At 75.4% G+C, this 18,657-nt stretch carries 2 protein-coding genes; both read right to left on the bottom strand.

The window, feature by feature from the left end:
- Window positions 1–98: 98 nt before the first annotated feature.
- Window positions 99–12,047: a type I polyketide synthase gene (locus Sdia_RS15980; RefSeq protein ID WP_191835349.1), complete on the bottom strand. Its 11,949-nt coding sequence runs from the start codon at window positions 12,045–12,047 to the stop codon at window positions 99–101.
- A 423-nt stretch (window positions 12,048–12,470) separates the two neighbouring features.
- Entirely contained in the window at window positions 12,471–18,623 is a 6,153-nt protein-coding gene (locus Sdia_RS15975; protein ID WP_191835348.1) for a type I polyketide synthase, read from the bottom strand.
- Window positions 18,624–18,657 lie beyond the last annotated feature (34 nt).

Below are 18,657 nucleotides of genomic sequence, written 5' to 3'. Positions count from 1 at the left end.
GGGGTGGTTCCTCTGAGTTCGAGAAGGACGCGGTGGCCGGGGCGGGGACGGGAGCGGTGGCCGCCGGCGCTCGTGGGCACGCCGGCGGCCGGCCGCGGTCAGGCGAGCCCGAGTTCGTTGTCGATGAGGTCGAACATCTCGTCGTCCGTGGTGGTGTCGAGGTCGGAGTCGTCCTCGGGCTCGCCGCCGTCCTGGGAGGTCGCGTCGAGCTTCCACCGGAGGGCCTTGAGGCGCTGTGCCAGCCGGGCGCGGTCCTGTTCGTCGAGGGCGGCGCCGCCGACGGCTGCCTCCAGGGCGGCCAGTTCCGCGAAGACGGGCTGGTCCGGTGTGCCGCCTCCGGTGCCGAGTTGGGTGTGCAGGTGGCGTACGAGGGCCGCCGGGTCGGGGTGGTCGAAGATCAGGGTGGTGGGCAGGGAGAGCCCGGTCTCGGCGTTGAGCCGGTTGCGGAGTTCGACCGCGGTCAGGGAGGACATGCCCAGGTCGAGGAAGCCGCGGCCGGCGTCGAGGGAGGCGGCGGAGGCGTGACCGAGGACGGCGGCGACGTGGCCGAGGACCGTGCGGTGCAGCAGCGCCTGCTGCTGGGGGCCGCTGAGTGCGGCCAGCCGCTCGCGGAGGTCCGAGGGTGCGCCGGTGGCCGCTTCGGTGCCGGCGTCGGCGGCGCGTCGTGCGGCCGGGCGGGCCAGGGACCGCAGCAGCGGGGGCACCTCGTCGGCCCGCAGGGCGCGGGTGTCGAGCCGTACGGGGACGAGTTGGGCGGTGTCCAGGAGGGTGCTGGCGTCGAGGAGGGCGAGGCCCTGGTCGGCGGTGAGGGGCCGGATGCCGGAGCGTTCCAGGCGGGCCAGGCCGGTGGAGCCGAGGGCGCCGGTCAGTTCGCTGCGCTCCTGCCAGAAGCCCCAGGCCAGGGAGTGCGCGGCGAGGCCGCGCGCCCGCCGGTGCTGCGCGAGGGCGTCGAGGAAGGAATTGGCCGCCGCGTAGTTGGCCTGGCCGGGGCCGCCGGCGACTCCCGCGTAGGAGGAGAACATCACGAAGGCGGTGAGCTCGATGTCGCGGGTGAGTTCGTGGAGGTGCCAGGCGGCGTCCGCCTTGGGCCGCAGGACGTGGTCGACGCGGTCGGGGGTGAGGCCGTCCAGCGTGCCGTCGTCGAGGACGCCGGCCGCGTGGACGACGGCGGTCAGGGGGTACTCGGCCGGTACGGCGTCGAGCACACCGGCCAGTTGGTCGCGGTCGGCGGCGTCGCAGGCGACGATCTCGGTCTCGGCGCCGAGCGCGGCGAGTTCGTCGCGCAGGGCCGCCGCGCCGGGGGCGTCGGGGCCGCGACGGCCGGTGAGCAGCAGGTGCCGTACGCCGTGGCGGGTGACGAGGTGGCGGGCGACGAGGGCGCCGAGGGTACCGGTCCCGCCGGTGACCAGGACGGTGCCGGTTCCGGTCCCCTCGCCCCACGGGGCGGTGGTGGCGGCGGCGGGGGCGCCGTCCGGGTGGTCGGCCCGGACGAGGCGCGGCACGGTGACGGTGCCGGCCCGTACGGCGAACTGGTGCTCGCCGGTGCGGCCGGCCGCAGCCGCGGCGGCGAGCAGGGCGTCGGCGGCGCTGTCCTCGTCGGTGCCGCCGGGAGTGGCGGGGTCGAGGTCGGCGAGGAGGAACCGTCCGGGGTGCTCGGTCTGGGCGGAGCGGAGCAGGCCCCAGGCGGTGGCGTCGGCGAGGCCGGGGACGGTGTCGTCCGGGCCGGTGGCGACGGCGCCCTCGGTGACCACCAGGAGCCGGGCGTCGGTGAGGCGCGGCTCGCGCAGCCAGGTGGTGGCCAGGTCCAGGGCGCGGTGCGCGGAGGTGTGCGCGGCCGTCGCCGGGTCGTCGCCGGTGTCGTGGCCATGGACGGTGACGACCAGGGCGGGCGGTGCCGCCTCGCCGCTGTCGAGGGCCGCGGTGAGGGCGGCCAGGTCGGCGTGGGCCTGGACGGTGGCGCCGGTGCGTCGCAGGGCGGCGGCGAGCCGTCCGGTGTCGCCGAGCACGGCCCACGGTCCGTCGGGTCGCGGATTGCCGGCGGGGGTGCTGTCGGTCCACGGGAGCCAGGCGACGCGGTGCGGGGCGTCCCCTCCGGTGGTCGCGGGGAGCCGGTCGGGGCCGGCCGGGAGGGTCACGGCGGTGCCGGTGAGGACGGGGTTGCCGGCGGCGTCGCGGGCGTCGATGGTCCAGGTGGCGCCGTCGCCCGGAGTGAGGCGGAGGCGGAGCCGGGTGGCACCGGTGGCGTGCACGGTGACGTTCCGCCAGGCGGCGGGCAGGAGGGGCGCGGTGGCGGCCTCGGTGGTCGCGGCCAGCGCGAGCGGGCTCTGCAGGAGCGCCGGGTGGAGGCGGAACCGGGCGGCGTCGGCCTGGTCGGTGCCGGGAAGGACGACGTCGGCGAGGACGGTGGTGCCGGCGCGCCACAGGGAGCGCACCGTGTCGAAGGGCGCGGTGAGGTCGAGGCCGCGCTCTTCGACGAGGGTGCGGGCCGGGGCCGGGTCGGTGGCGACGGCCTCGGCCGGCGGCCAGGTGTCCGGCGCCGCCGGGGCGACCGCGGCGGGCCGGTCGGTGAGGACGCCCGTCGCGTTCCGCTTCCACGGCGTCACGGCGAAGTCGTCGGCGTCGGCGTCGGCGTCGAGGGTCCTGGAGTGGACGGCGAACGGACGGGCGCCGGTGTCGTCCGCGGCGGCGGAGACGGTCAGCTGGATCTCGACGCGGCCCTCGTCGGGCACCAGGAGCGGGATGTGCTCGTCGAGTGCGGCGATCACGGGCAGGCCGGTCTCGTCGCCGGCCCGGACCGCCCAGTCCAGCAGGGCGGTGGCGGGCACGACGGCGGCGCCGTGGGTGCGGTGGGCGTCCAGCCAGGGCTGGGCGGCGAGGGACAGGGAGCCGCTGAGGACGGCCCCGCCGTCGGCCAGGCGGACGGCGCTCTCCAGGCCGGCCGGGTCGCCTTGGGCGGTGTCGGCCTCCAGCCAGTACCGCTCACGCTGGAAGGCGTACGTCGGCAGGCCGACGGGGGCGCCGTGGGAGACGGCGGGCCGCCAGTCGACCGGGACGCCTTCGACGTCGGCGGCGGCGAGAGCGGTGAGGACCCGGGCGGGGCCGCCGTCGTCGCGGCGCAGCGATCCGAGGGCGACGGCGTCGGCTCCGGTGGCGGCCACGGTGTCCTCGATGCCGACGGTGAGCACCGGGTGCGGGCCGCACTCGACGAAGACGTCGTGGCCCTGCTCGACGAGGGCGCGCAGGGACTCCTCCAGGCGCACGGTGGAGCGCAGGTTGCGGTGCCAGTAGGAGGCGTCGAGGCCGGTGCCGGGGTGCCAGTCGGCGGTGACGGTGGAGAAGAAGGGGATGTCGCCGTCGCGGGGGACGATGCCGTCGAGGGCGGCGGGCAGGCTCTCGGCGAGCCGGTCGACGTGCGCCGAGTGGGAGGCGTAGTCGACGGGGACGCGGCGGGCGCGGACGCCCTGCCGCTCGCAGGCGGCGAGGAGGGTGTCGAGGCCGTCGGCGTCACCGGAGACCACCGCGGAGGACGGGCCGTTGACGGCCGCGACGCAGACGCCGGACAGGTCGGTGAGGAGGGCGGCGACCTCGTCGTGCGGGGCGGAGACGGCCACCATGCCGCCGTGTCCGGACAGTTCGCGGGCGATGGCCTGGCTGCGGAGGGCGACGACCTTGGCGGCGTCGGCGAGGGAGAGGGCCCCGCAGACGGCCGCCGCGGCGATCTCGCCCTGGGAGTGGCCGAGCACGGCGGCGGGCCGAAGGCCGTGGGCCCGCCACACCTCGGCGAGGGCGACCATCACGGCCCAGGTGGCGGGCTGGACGACATCGACGCGGTCGAGGCCGGGGGCGCCCTCGTCCTGGCGCAGTACGGCCGTCAGGGACCAGTCGACGTACGGGGCGAGGGCTTCCTCGCAGGCGGCGAGGCGGCCGGCGAAGACCGGCTCGGCGTCGAGGAGTTCGGCGCCCATACCGGCCCACTGGGAGCCCTGGCCGGGGAAGACGAGGACGGGCCGGCGGTCGCGTCCGGCGCCTCGGCCGCCGCTGACGACGTGGGCGGCGGGGCTGCCCTCCGCGAGGGCGGCGAGGCCGGCCCGGAGGTCGCCGGTGGTCTCCCCGACGACGACGGCCCGCTTCTCCAGCCGGGCACGGCGGGTGGCCAGGGAGTGGGCGATGCCGGCCGGGTGGGTGCCGGGGTGGGCGTCGAGGTGGGCGAGGAGCGCCTTGGCCTGGCCGCGCAGGGCGGCCTCGCTGCGGGCGGACAGGACCCACGGCAGGGGCGCGGGAGCGGCCTCGGTGGCGGCGTCGGCGCCGGTGGAGTCCGGCTCGCCCGCGGTGCCGGGGGCGGGGGTGCCGGCAGGGGCCTCCTCCAGGATGACGTGGGCGTTGGTGCCGCTGATGCCGAACGAGGAGACGGCGGCGCGGCGCGGCCGGGGCGCGGCCGGCTCGGGCCACGCGGTGGACTCGGTGAGCAGGCGGACACCGGAGTCCGCCCAGTCGACGTGCGGGGTGGGCGCGTCGATGTGCAGGCTCTTGGGCAGGGTGCGGTGGCGCAGCGCCAGCACCATCTTCAGCACGCCGGCGACGCCGGCGGCGGCCTGGGTGTGGCCGAGGTTGGACTTGACGGAGCCGAGGAGCAGGGGGTGGCCGCCGTCCCGGTCGCGACCGTAGGTGGCGAGGAGCGCCTGGGCCTCGATGGGGTCGCCGAGGCGGGTCCCCGTGCCGTGCGCCTCGACGGCGTCGACCTCGGCGGCGCCGATGCCCGCGTCGGCGAGGGCCTGGCGGATCACCCGCTGCTGAGCGGGGCCGTTGGGGGCGCTGAGGCCGTTGCTGGCGCCGTCCTGGTTGACGGCGGAGCCCCGGACCAGGGCGAGGACCTGGTGGCCGTTGCGGCGGGCGTCGGAGAGGCGCTCGAGGAGGATCAGGCCGACGCCCTCGGAGAAGCCGGTGCCGTCGGCGGCCTCGGCGAAGGGCTTGCAGCGACCGTCGGCGGCGAGGCCGCGCTGCCGGGAGAAGTCCACGATGATCTCGGGTGAGGACATCACGGTGACGCCGCCGGCCAGCGCCATGGTGCACTCGCCGCGCCGCAGTGCCTGGAGCGCCATGTGCAGCGCGACGAGGGAGGAGGAGCAGGCGGTGTCGACGGTGACGGCCGGCCCCTCCAGGCCGAGGCTGTAGGAGACGCGGCCGGAGACGATGCTGTTGGCGTTGCCGTTGTTGACGTATCCGGCGATCTCGTCGGGGACGTGGGCGACGCGCTTCAGGTAGTCGCTGGAGGAGAGGCCGGCGAAGACGCCGGTGCGGCTGCCACGCATCGAGCGGGGGTCGATGCCGGCGTGCTCGAAGGTCTCCCAGGAGGTCTCCAGCAGCAGGCGCTGCTGCGGGTCCATCGCCAGGGCCTCGCGCGGGGAGATGCCGAAGAAGTCGGCGTCGAAGTCGGCGGCGTCGTGGAGGAAGCCACCTTCGCGGGTGCGGGAGCTCCCTCGGCCCTCGGGGACGGCGTCGTAGAGCCGGTCGAGGTCCCAGCCCCGGTTGTCGGGGAAGGGAGCGACGGCGTCGGCGCCCTCGGCCAGCAGACGCCACAGGTCCTCGGGCGAACGGACGTCGCCGGGCAGGCGGCAGGCCATGCCGACGATGGCGAAGGGCTCGTCGTCGCCGGGTGCGGTGCTCACCGGCACGGGTGCGGCGGGTGACGCGGCGACGGTGCCGTCGGAGAGTTCGCCGTCGAGGTGGGCGGCGAGTTCGGCGGCGGTCGGGTGGTCGAAGACGAGCGTGGCGGGCAGCCGCAGGCCGGTGGCGGCGCTGAGGCGGTTGCGCAGTTCCACGGCGGTCAGCGAGTCGAAGCCGAGGTCGCGGAAGGCGCGGCCGGCGTGGAGCGGGTCGGTGTCCTCGTGGCCGAGGACGGCGGCCGCGTGGGCTGCGACCAGGTCGCGCAGGGTGCTGAGGCGGTCCTCGGCGGAGCGGCCGGCCAGGCGTGCCCGCAGGCCGTCGGTGCCGGCGGCGCCCGCGGCGGCGGTGCGCCGTGTCGGGCCCCGGTACACGGAACGCAGCAGGTGCGGAACCTCGTCACCGGAGGCGCGCAGCCGTCCCGTGTCGAGGCGGACCGGTACCAGGTGGGGGCGCTGCTCGGCGAGGGCGGCGTCGAAGAGGGCCATGCCGTCGGCGGCGGACAGCGGCAGGACGCCGGAGCGGCGCACCCGGGCGAGGTCGGTGTCGTCGAGTTGTCCGGTCAGGGCGCTGGTGTCGGCCCACAGGCCCCAGGAGAGGGAGGTGGTGGGCAGGCCGTCGGCGCGGCGCCGGTGGGCGAGCGCGTCGAGGTAGGTGTTGGCGGCGGCGTAGTTGGCCTGTCCGGCGTTGCCGAAGACGCCGGCGCCCGCGGAGAAGAGCACCAGGTCGGCGAGGTCGTGGTCGCGGGTGAGGCGGTGGAGGTGGCGGGCGGCGTCGGCCTTCGGGGCGAGGACGGTACGCAGCCGGCCGGGGGTGAGGGATTCGAGGACGCCGTCGTCGAGGACGCCCGCGGCGTGCACGACCGCGGTGAGCGGGTGGTCCTCGGGAACGTCGGCGAGCACCGCGGCGAGGGCGTCGGCGTCGGCCGCGTCGCAGGCGGCGAGGGTGACCTCGGCGCCCATTCCCCGCAGTTCGGCGGCGAGTTCGCCGGCGCCGGGGGCGTCGGGGCCCCGGCGGCCGGTGAGGACGAGGTGGCGCACTCCGTGGCGGGTGACGAGGTGGCGGGCGAGGATGCCGCCGAGGACGCCGGCGCCGCCGGTCACGAGGACGGTGCCCTCGGGGTCCCAGGCGCGGGGCAGGGTCAGGACGATCTTTCCGTAGTGCTTGGCCTGGGCCATGTGGCGGAAGGCCTCGCGGGCGTGGCGGACGTCCCAGGTGACGGTGGGCAGAGGGCGCAGGGCTCCGGAGGCGAAGAGCTCCGTCAGATCGCGGAACATCTCCCGGATGCGGTCCTCGCCGGCCTCGCGGAGTTCGTACGCCTGGTAGAGGGCGACGGCGGGGTGGTCGCGGGAGACCTGCTCGGGGTCGCGGACGTCGGTCCTGCCCATGTCGACGAGGCGTCCGCCGGGGGCGAGGAGCCGCAGAGAGGCGTCGGTGAACTCGCCGGCCAGGGAGTGGAGGACGACGTCGACCCCGCGGCCGCCGCTGGTGGCGCGGAGGTGGTCCTCGAAGGCGAGGGTGCGGGAGGAGGCGAGGTGGGCGTCGTCCCAGCCGTCGGCGCGCAGCAGGGTGCGCTTGTGGTCGCCGGCCGTGCCGTAGACCTCGGCGCCCCAGTGGCGGGCGAGCTGGGCGGCGGCCATGCCGACCCCGCCGGCGGCGGCGTGCACGAGGACCGATTCGCCGGCGTCGAGGTGGGCGAGGTCACGCAGGCCGTAGTAGGCGGTGAGGAAGGCGACGGGGACGGAGGCGGCCTGGGTCCAGGTCCAGCCGGCGGGTACGGGGGCGAGCATCCGGGCGTCGGCGACGGCGCGGGGGGCGAAGCCGCCGGAGACCAGGCCCATGACGCGGTCGCCCGCAACGAACTCGGTGACTCCCTCGCCCACGGCGGTGACCACGCCGGCCGCCTCGGCGCCGAGCAGCACGGCGGGGCCGGGGTACATGCCGAGGGTGTTGAGGACGTCGCGGAAGTTGAGTCCGGCGGCGCGCACCTCGATCACCACCTGGCCGGCGGCGGGCTCCTCGGTCGTCCCGGGTGCGGCGACGATGTCCAGCCGGTCGACGGAGCCCTTCTCGGGGATGTCGAGACGCCAGTTCCCGGTCCGGGCGGGCACGGTGAGGGCCTCGGTGGTGCTGGGCCGGACGAGGCGCGGCGCGTACGCGGCGCCCTCCCGGAGGGCGAGTTGCGGCTCGCCGGTGGCGAGCGCGGCCGGCAGGGCGAGCCAGGAGCTGTCGTGGATGTCGAGGTCCACGAGGGCGAGGCGGCCGGGGTGCTGGGTCTGGGCGGAGCGCACCAGGCCCCAGACGGCGGCGCCGGGCAGGTCGTGAGCGGGATCGCCGGGGCCGGTGGGTACGGCGCCGCGGGTGACGACGACCAGCGGGGTGCCGTCGGTGGTCTCGTCGGCGAGCCAGCTCTGCACGGTGGCGAGCACGTCGTCGAGGACGGCGTCCGGCGCACCGGGCTCGGTGTCGTGGTCCGGGGTGTGGGCACCGCTCGTGGCGGCGCCGGCCAACAGCAGGACGGCGCCCGGCCGGTGACCGGTGGCCGCGGTGTGCTCGGTCAGTTCGCCGAGGGTGGCGAAGGCGGGCAGCGGGGCGCGGCCGGCATCGGGTGCCGTGACCGGGGCGGCCGGGGCGCCGAGGACGGCCCAGCCGGTGACGGCCGGGACGACGGCGGGCGGCGTGACCGGGGTCCAGTCGAGGCGGAAGAGCCAGTCGCGGGCGGCGCGGGCGGACGGGTCGAGGGTCTTTGGGGTGACCTCGCGCACGGCCAGGGCGTCGATGGCGGCGACCGGGACGCCGGTCGGGTCGGTGAGGTGGACGGAGATGGTGTCCTGGCCGGCCGGGGAGACGCGGACGCGCAGCGCGGTGGAGCCCGTGGCGTGCAGGGTGACCCCGGTCCAGGTGAACGGGACGACGGTGCGCCCGGCGCTGCCGGGGACGAGGTGAGCGGCGTGCAGGCAGGCGTCGAGGAGCGCGGGGTGGATGCCGAACCGTCCGGCGTCGCCGCGGACCTGCTCGGGCAGGACGACCTCGGCGAACAGGTCGTCACCACGGCTCCAGGTGGCGCGCACGCCCTGGAAGACGGGCCCGAACTCGTAGCCCCGGTCGGCGAGCAGCTCGTAGAAGCCCTCGGCGGCGAGGGTGGTGGCGCCGGGCGGTGGCCAGGCGGCGAAGTCCTCGGGCCGGTCGACGACGGGGGCGCCGGGCTCGGTGAGGGTGCCCTGGGCGCGGAGCGTCCACAGGTCCTCGGTGGCGCCGTCGGGGCCGGTGGTGCGGGTGTGGACGGTGACGGGGCGGCGGCCGGAGGCGTCGGGCTCGCCGACGCCGATCTGCACCTGCGCCTCGCCCCGTTCCTGGAGAACCACGGGGGTCTGGAGGGTCAGTTCCTCGATCCGGCCACAGCCTAGGACGTCTCCGGCCCGGATCACGGACTCCACGAGCGCGGTGCCGGGGACGATCACGGTGCCGGACACGGCGTGGTCCGCCAGCCAGGGATGAGTGCGCAGCGACCACCGGGCGGTGGCCACCAGGCCGTCGCCGCCGGCGAGTTCGACGGAGGCGCCGAGCAGGGGGTGGTCGGGCGAGTCGAGGCCGGCCGAGCTGACGTCACCGCCGAGCTCGGCGAAACGCGGCCAGTAGTGCTGACGCTGGAAGGGGTAGGTGGGGAGGTCGACGCGGCGGGGGCGGGTGCCCGCGTAGTGCCGGTCCCAGTCGACGTCCGCCCCGAGCGTCCACGCCTCACCCAGCGACAGCGCGAACCGCTCCGCACCACCCTCGTCACGCCGCAACGTACCGACCACACCGGCCCGCACACCCACGTCCTCGATGGTCTCCCGCACCCCCGTCGCCACCACCGGATGCGCACTCACCTCCACGAACACCCGGAACCCGTCAGCCAGCAACGCACGCGTCCCCGCCTCGAACTCCACCGCCCCCCGCAGATTCCGGTACCAGTACCCGGCATCCAGCTCCACCGTGTCGATCACCCGGCCCGACAACGTCGAGTAGAACGGCACAGCACACGAACGCGGCGCCACCGGCGCCAGAAGACCGGCAAGCTCCCCCTCGATACGCTCCACATGCGCGGAATGCGACGCGTAGTCCACCGCCACCCGACGAGCCCGCACCCCCGCCTCGTCACACACGGCCACGAACTCGTCCAGCGCATCAGCATCACCCGACACCACCACCGACGACGGCCCGTTCACCGCCGCCACACCGATACGCCCCTCCCAACCCGCCAACAGACCACGCACCTCACCCACACCCCGCGCCACCGACACCATCCCACCCAGACCCGACAACGCCCGCAACGCACGCGACCGCAACGCCACCACCCGCGCCCCGTCCTCCAACGACAACCCACCCGCCACCACCGCCGCCGCGATCTCCCCCTGCGAATGCCCCATCACCGCACCCGGCTCCACACCCTGAGACCGCCACACCTCCGCCAACGACACCATCACCGCCCACAACACCGGCTGCACCACATCCACCCGCTCCAACGACGCGGCACCCTCCACACCATTGAGCACATCCAGCAACGACCACTCCGTGAACGGCTCCAACGCCACCGCACACTCCGCCACCCGCCCCGCGAACACCGAAGACGACCCCAACAACTCCACCGCCATACCCACCCACTGCGAACCCTGACCCGGGAACACGAACACAACCCCGCCCGACCCCTCACCAACAACACCCTCAACCACCCGCACAGACGGCTCACCCACCGCCAACGCATCCAACCCCGCCAACAACTCCTCACGACCACGCCCCACCACCACCGCACGCCGGTCCATCGCCACCCGCGACGACACCAACGAGAACGCCACATCCAACGCCGAAACCTCGGACGCACGCACCGACGCCGCCAACCGCGCCGCCTGCTCCCCCACCACCGCACGCGACCCACCCGACACCACCCACGACCGGACGACCTCGGCCGAGTCGTTCGCGGAGGGCTCGGCGCCGGACTCTTCCGTGTGGGGGGCAAGGTCCTCGGGGGCCTGTTCCAGGATGAGGTGGGCGTTGGTGCCGCTGACGCCGAAGGAGGAGACGGCGGCACGGCGGGGCCGGCCGGTCTCGGGCCAGGCGGTGGTCTCGGTGAGCAGTTCCACGCCGCCGGTCGCCCAGTCGGCGTGCGGGGTGGGCGCGTCGACGTGGAGGCTCCGGGGCAGGATGCCGTGGCGCATGGCCTGCACCATCTTGATGACCCCGGCGACGCCGGAAGCGGCCTGGGTGTGGCCGGTGTTGGACTTCAGCGAGCCGAGCAGCAGCGGGTGCGCGTCACCGCGGTCCTGCCCGTACGTGTGGAGAAGGGCCTGCGCCTCGATGGGGTCGCCCAGGGTGGTGCCGGTGCCGTGCGCCTCGACCGCGTCGACCTCGCCCGTGGTGAGGCCGGCGTCGATGAGGGCCTGACGGATCAGCCGCTGCTGGGAGGGACCGTTGGGGGCGGTCAGGCCGTTGGAGGCGCCGTCCTGGTTGATGGCGGAACCCCGGATGACGGCGAGGATCTCGTGGCCGTTGCGCTGCGCGTCGGAGAGCCGCTCCAGCAGGATCAGGCCGACGCCCTCGGACCAGGCGGTACCGTCTGCCGCCTCGGCGAAGGGCTTGCAGCGGCCGTCGGCCGCCAGGCCCTGCTGGCGGGAGAACTCCGTGAACATCTTCGGCGTCGACATGACGGTGGCGCCGCCGGCCAGCGCCAGCGAGCATTCGCCCTGCCGCAGCGAACGGACGGCCAGGTGCAGGGCGACGAGGGAGGAGGAGCAGGCCGTGTCCACCGTCACGGCGGGGCCCTCGAAGCCGTACGTGTACGACAGGCGGCCGGAGGCGACGGCGACCGTGTTGCCGGTGAGCAGGTGCCCGGCGACCTCTTCCTGGCGGCCGCGCGAGGCGCCGTCGTAGTCGCCGTGTCCGGTGCCGACGAAGACACCGGTGGTGCTGCCCGCGAGGGTGTCGGGGAGGATGCCGGCGCGCTCCAGCGCCTCCCAGGAGGTCTCCAGCAGGAGCCGCTGCTGCGGGTCCATGGCCAGGGCCTCGCGCGGCGAGATCCCGAAGAACGCCGGGTCGAACTCACCGGCGTCGTGGAGGAATCCGCCCTCGCGTGTGTACGTGGTGCCGTGGTGGGCGGGGTCCGGGTGGAACAGGTGGTCGAGGTCCCAGCCCCGGTTCGCGGGGAACGCGGAGATGGCGTCCACTCCGTCCCGGGCCAGTTCCCACAGGTCCTCGGGGGTGCGCACGCCGCCGGGGTAGCGGCAGGCCATGGCGACGACGGCGACCGGCTCGCGGTCGCGGTTCTCGGCGTCGCTGAGCTGCTGCCGGGCCTCCTGGAGGTCGGTGACGGCCCGCTTGAGATATGCGCGGAGCCTGTCCTCGTTCGACATCAGGTGCCCACCTCTCCATGAGATACCGGAAAACGCGGAGGCGGCGATTCCCGAATTCCACGCCCCGACCCAGTTCGCCCTCCCGGAAGCCAGGGGACTCGTCCGGGGAAGCGGCCCCACGCCGTACGGGACGGCCCGGTGCGAGAGCCAGTCTGGCCGTCTTGGACTGCGGGTTTCCCTAAAGCATGGGGAGGCTGGTGGGGGCGCCCGTTCCGGTCCAGGCGGATTCTCCGTCCGAGGTCTGGTGAATTCCCTCGACGGTTTCCGATAGGGGCGGGGCGGATCTCCGGGCGGGGAATTCGCGACGGCGGGACGCGAGACGGCTGGGGGGGGGTCCGGTGGCGCCGGGCCCGCTCGGTCCTGGAGCCGACGAGGCCCCGTTCCGTCGGGAGGGAGGGAACGGGACCTCGCGGATGGGGGCGGTCAGCCGGCGGGGGCGGGCTCCGGCTCGGTGGTGGTGGCCGCGGTCTCCAGGGCGGTCAGCCACTCGTCCACGAGGTCGGCGGCGGGGCCGGAGTCCTCACGGATGAGGGAGAGGTGGTCGGAGTCCAGGGGGCGGACCTCCGCACCGGGGACGACCGGAAGGTGCAGGCGCTCGGGGTCGGGGGCGGGGACGCCCTCGATGAGCGCCCGGGTGCACTTGATCTCCAGGACGGGGGCGGTGGTGGAGTGCACGTCGAGGGCGTTGAGGAGCACCATCCAGCGGCCCATGGCGGACAGGCGGGAGTTGGTCAGGCGCACCGGGGAGTCGTCGACGGCGGTGAAGTTGAACTTCATCATGCCGTTGTAGTCGACGCCCTCGTCGCTCCTGTGCTGGATGCTGAGGGTGTCGAGGAGGACGACGGCCTCGGGCCGGATGCCCCAGGTGTGTTCCAGGACCCCGGCCGCCGCGTAGGCGAGGGAGCCGCCGGAGGAGTGGCCGACGAGGACGAAGGGCTTGCCGTCGGCGGCCTGGAGGGCGCAGTCGGCGACGATCCGCGCGGCGGCCTCGGCATGGGCGGGCAGCGCCTCGCCGGTGTTGAAGCCGATGAGGGGCAGCGCGGTGACGTCGCGGCGGCCACGGAAGTGGCCGGAGAGGGTGGCGTACTGGTGGACGCCACCGTTGGCGGTGGGGGCGCTGACGCACACCAGACGGGAGGGTGCGGGCCCTTCGGCGAGCGTCACCGGCCAGGGCAGGTCCTCCAGTTCGGCGGTCACCTCGAAGGCGGGACGCAGCGCCGCGACGGTGGCGAGCATCCGCTGGGCCTCGCGCACCTTGCCCTGTGCGAGGCCGTCCAGGAACAGGCGTTCCATGGAGTCGTTCTCGGTGGGGCCGCCGGCCGCTCCGGTGTGCGGGGCGCCGCTGCCCTGGGCGCCGAGTTCGGTACGCAGCCAGGCGGTGAGCCCGTTCGGGGAGCCGCTGTCGTAGACGATGCTGGCGGGGAGCTGGAGCGCGGTGACCTCGCTGAGCCTGCGGCGCAGTTCGATGCCGATCAGGGAGTCGAAGCCGAGTTCCAGGAAGTCGCGGTCGGGGTCGATCTCCGAGGTGTCGGTGTGGCCGAGGAGTTCTGCGGCGCAGGTCAGGACCAGGTCCCGCAGGGCGGTCTCCTGTTCACCTGAGCCGAGTCCGGCGAAGGTCTCGCGGAAGGAGACCGGGTCGAGGACGCGGGCTGGGGCGGCGGTTGCCGTGGCGGAGGCGGTCCGGCGCGGGGCGCGGACCAGGCCGCGCATGAGCGGCGGTACTTCCTCCGGGTGGACGGTGGCGGGGGGCGCGGCCAGGTTGGTGGCGACCACCAGCGGCTCGCCGCAGGTGAGCGCGGTGTCGAGGAGGTCCAGGGCGCGGTCGCCGGGCAGGGTGTCGAGGCCGCCGGAGCGGATGCGGCGACGGCCGGTGTCGGTGAGGAGGTCGCCGGCCATGCCCTCGTCGAGGTCCCAGGCGCCCCAGGCGACGGAGAGGGCGGGCAGCCCTTGGGCGGCGCGGTGCTGGGCGAGGGTGTCGAGGAAGAGGTTGGCGGCGACGTAGTTGGCCTGGCCGGCGCGGGCGGTGACGCCGGAGACGGAGGAGTAGAGGACGAACGCGTCGAGGCCGAGGTCGCGGGTGAGGTCGTGCAGGTGCCAGGCCGCGTCCGCCTTGGGCCGCAGGACGGCCGCCAGGCGGTCGGGGGTGAGGGAGGTGACGACGGCGTCGTCGAGGACGCCGGCTGCGTGCACGACGGCGGTGAGCGGGTGCTCGGCGGGGATGCCGGCGAGCAGTGCGACCAGGGCCGCGCGGTCGGTGACGTCGCAGGCGGCGAGGGTGACGTGGGCGCCGAGGGAGGTCAGTTCCTCCCGCAGGGCGGCGGCTCCGGGGGCGTCGGCGCCGCGACGGCCGGCCAGCAGGAGCCGGGTGACGCCGTGGCGGGTCACGAGGTGGCGCGCGGTACGGGCACCGAGGGTGCCGGTGCCGCCGGTGACGAGGACCGTGCCGCCGCGTGCGCCGCCGAACGGGTCGGGGCTCCGCGGGCCGTCCTGGTGGGTGGCGAGGGGCAGTTGGGTGAGCCGGCCGACGAGGACCCGGCCGTCGCGGACGGCGGCCTGCGGTTCGTCGGCGGTGAGGATGTCCTCCAGCGGCAGCGGGGCACCCGGCTCGGCGTCGACCAGGGCGAAGTCGGCGGGGTGTTCCGCCTGGGCGGTGCGGACCATGCCCCACACGGCGGCGCCGGCCAGGTTGGCGGCCGGGTCGCCGGGCCGGGCGGCGACCGCGCCCCGGGCGACGAAGACGAGTCGGGCGCCGGCGGGGCGGGGGGCGCTCAGCCATTCCTGGAGGAGGGCGAGGGTGGTGCGGGTCGCCTCGTGGGTGGCGGTGACCGGGTCGCCGCCGCCGTCCGTGACGGGCACGAGGACCTGGGTCCCGTCCTCGGTGACCTCGGCGAGGGAGGCGAGGGTGGTGCCGGTGCCGAAGGGGTCGGTGCCGAGGGCGACCCGGGGGCCGGCGCCGGCGGTGCCGGCTGGTTCGGCGGGGACCCAGTCGAGGCCGAGGAGGGTGGCGCGGTCGGTGCCCGGCTTGAGCAGGCGGGCCGTCTCGGAGGGCCGCAGGGCCAGCGCTTCGACCGACAGTACGGGACGGCCGGCGGTGTCGACGGCGGCGAGGGCGACGGTGTCCTCACCGGCCTTGGTGATGCGGGCCCGAAGCCGGGTGGCGCCGGAGGTGTGCAGGGTGACGCCGGACCAGGAGAACGGCAGCAGGCCCTGGTCGGCGTCCTTCAGCTCGACGTACTCCACGGCGTGCAGGGCGGCGGTGAGCAGCGCGGGGTGGAGGCCGAAGAGGGCGGCGTCCTCGGCGCGGGCGGGCAGTTCGAGCTCGGCGAAGACCTCGTCGCCCCGGGTCCACGCGGCTCGCAGGCCCTGGAAGAGCGGGCCGTGCTCGGTGCGCTGGTAGAAGCCGTCGAGGTCGACGGGGGCGGCGTCGGCGGGCGGCCAGGCGCTCTGGTCGAAGGCGACGCGTTGTTCTCCGGCGACCAGGACGCCGGTGGCGTGCCGGGTCCAGGGCTCGTCGGCGGCGGCGTCGGCGGGCCGGCCGTGGATCTCGAGCGGGCGGCAGCCGGCGGTGTCGGGGGCGCCGACGCGGACCTGCACGGCGACGGCGCCCTGCGGGTCGAGGGCGAGCGGGGTGGTGAGGGTGAGTTCCTGGACGCGGCCGCAGCCGACCTGGTCGCCCGCGCGGACGGCGAGTTCGAGGAAGGCGGCGGCCGGGAAGAGGATGAGGCCGCCCATCGTGTGCTCGGCGAGCCAGGGGTGGGTGCGCGGGCCGACGCGTCCGGTGAGCAGGACGCCCTCGGAGCCGGCGAGGGAGACGGCGGCGCCGAGCAGGGGGTGCTCGGCCGGGACGAGCCCGGCGCCGGGGAGGTCGGCGGCGTGGGCGAGCGGGCGCGGCCAGTAGCCGCGGTGCTGCCAGGCGTAGGTGGGCAGGTCGGTGCGGCGTGCGCCGGTGCCCTCGAACCAGGCGGCCCAGTCGACGCGGACGCCGGCGACGTGCAGCTGGGCGACTCCGGTGAGCAGGGCTTCCTGCTCGGGTCGCCGGGTGCGCAGGGCCGGGACGGCGACGGCGTCCGGGCCGCTGTCGAGGGTGTCCAGGGTCTGCTGGGTGAGGGCGGTGAGGGCGCCGTCGGGGCCGATCTCCAGGAAGGCGTCGGCGCCGGCTTCGGCGAGGGCGCGGACGCCGTCGCCGAAACGGACCGCCGCACGGACGTGCCGCACCCAGTACTCGGGATCGGTGAGCTGTCCGGCCTCGGCGAGCGCACCGGTCACGTTGGAGACAAGAGGGATCCGCGGCTCGGCGTAGGTCAGTGAGCGGGCGACCTCGCGGAACTCCGCGAGCATCGGCTCCACCAGCGGCGAGTGGAAAGCGTGGCTGACCGCCAGACGGCGCGTCCTACGACCCTCCGCGGCGAACTCGGCGGCCAGAGCAAGGGCCTCGTCCTCGGCCCCGGCGATCACCACAGAGCCGGGGCCGTTCACCGCCGCCAGCGACAACCCGTCGGTGAGCCGCGCCGCGACCTCGGCCTCACCGGCCCCCACCGCCACCATCGCCCCACCACCGGGCAACTCCCGCATCAGACGAGCCCGGGCACCGACCAGCGCACACGCGTCCACCAACGACAACACCCCCGCCACATGCGCCGCCGCGATCTCACCGACCGAATGCCCCGCGACGAACCCCGGCGAGACACCCCACGACTCCACCAACCGGTACAACGCCACCTCGACCGCGAACAACGCCGGCTGCGTGAAACCCGTCGAGTCCAGCAGAACCGCCGCCCCAGAACCCTCCTGGGCGAACAACACCTCCCGCAACGGACGCTCCAGACCCACATCAAGGCGCGCCATCACCCCGTCCAGCGCCTCCGCGAACACCGGAAAGCGGCCGTACAACTCACGACCCATCCCCACACGCTGCGAACCCTGCCCCGAGAACAGCAGGGCGAGGCGGCGTTCGGTGGCGCGTCCGCGCGCGACCTCGGCCGGCTCCCCGTCGGGGCCCGCGAGGAGGACCGCGCGGTGTTCGAAGGTGGAGCGTCCGGTGGCCAGGGAGTGGCCGACGTCGAGCGGGCCCGCGCCGGTGACGGCGGTCACGCGGGCGAGCTGCGCGTCAAGGGCGTCGCGCGTCTTCGCGGACACCGGCCAGGGGACGACGGTGGGCGCCGCGACGGGCGTGGACGCCGCGGGCGTCGTGGGCTCGTCCGGCTCAGGGGCCTGCTCGACGACGACGTGGGCGTTGGTGCCGCTGATCCCGAAGGAGGAGACGCCGGCGCGGCGCGGCCGGCCGGTCCGGGGCCAGGGGGTGCTCTCGGTGAGCAGGCGGACGTTGCCCGCGGTCCAGTCGACGTGGCTGGACGCCTCGTCGATGTGGAGGGACTTGGGCAGGACCCCGTGCTGAAGGGCGAGGACGGTCTTGATCACGCCCGCGACACCGGCGGCGGCCTGGGAGTGGCCGATGTTCGACTTCACCGAGCCGAGCAGCAGCGGCCGGTCCTCGGGGCGGTCCTGCCCGTACGTCGCCAGCAGCGCCTGCGCCTCGATCGGGTCGCCCAGCGGAGTACCCGTGCCGTGCGCCTCGACCGCGTCCACGTCGGCGGCGGAGAGCCCCGCGCCGGCCAGTGCCTGGCGGATGACACGCTGCTGGGAGGGGCCGTTGGGGGCGGTGAGGCCGTTGGAGGCGCCGTCCTGGTTCACGGCGGAGCCGCGCACCACGGCCAGCACCTGGTGGCCGTTGCGGCGGGCGTCGGAGAGCCGCTCCAGGACGAGGACGCCGGCGCCCTCGGCCCAGCCGGTGCCGTCGGCGGAGTCGGCGAACGCCTTGCAGCGCCCGCTGGTGGAGATGCCGCCCTGGCGGGTGAAGCCCGAGAAGCCCATCGGGGTGGACATCACGGTGACGCCGCCCGCGAGGGCGAGGCCGCACTCACCGTTGCGCAGCGCCTGGGCCGCCAGGTGGATGGCGACGAGCGAGGCCGAGCACGCGGTGTCGACGGTGACGGCGGGCCCCGCGAGGTCGAAGGCGTACGACAGGCGGCCGGAGACCACGCTGGCGGTGAGGCCGGTGGTGGCGTGGCCCTCGGCGTCCTCACGGGAGTTCATGACGACGCCGACGTAGTCGACGCCGGCCGTGCCGACGTAGACGCCGGTGCGGCTGCCGCGCAGGGAGACCGGGTCGATGCCGGCCCGTTCCACCGCCTCCCAGGTGGTCTCCAGCAGGATCCGCTGCTGGGGGTCCATGGCGACGGCCTCGCGGGGCGAGATGCCGAAGAAGCCCGCGTCGAACGCGGCGGCGTCGACGAAACCGCCCTCGCCCGCGGCGCTGCTGCCCGGGCCCTCGCCGTTCAGCGCGTCGAGGTCCCAGCCGCGGTCGGTGGGGAACGGCGCGATGCCGTCGCGGCCCTCGTCCAGGAGACGCCAGTACTCCTCGGGGGTGTCGACGCCGCCGGGCAGGCGGCAGGCCATGCCGACGATCGCGATGGGTTCGCGCCGGTGGGCCTCCGCCTCCTCCAGCCGCCGGCGGGTCTTGTGCAGATCGGCCGTGACCCACTTGAGGTAGTCGACGAGCTTGTTGTCATCGGGCATGACGTGGGGAACCTTCCTGTGGTGGATCAAGCTC

The organism is Streptomyces diastaticus subsp. diastaticus (genome assembly GCF_011170125.1).
Taxonomy (GTDB): Bacteria; Actinomycetota; Actinomycetes; order Streptomycetales; family Streptomycetaceae; genus Streptomyces; species Streptomyces diastaticus.
This window is presented reverse-complemented; position numbering and strand designations above follow the sequence as displayed.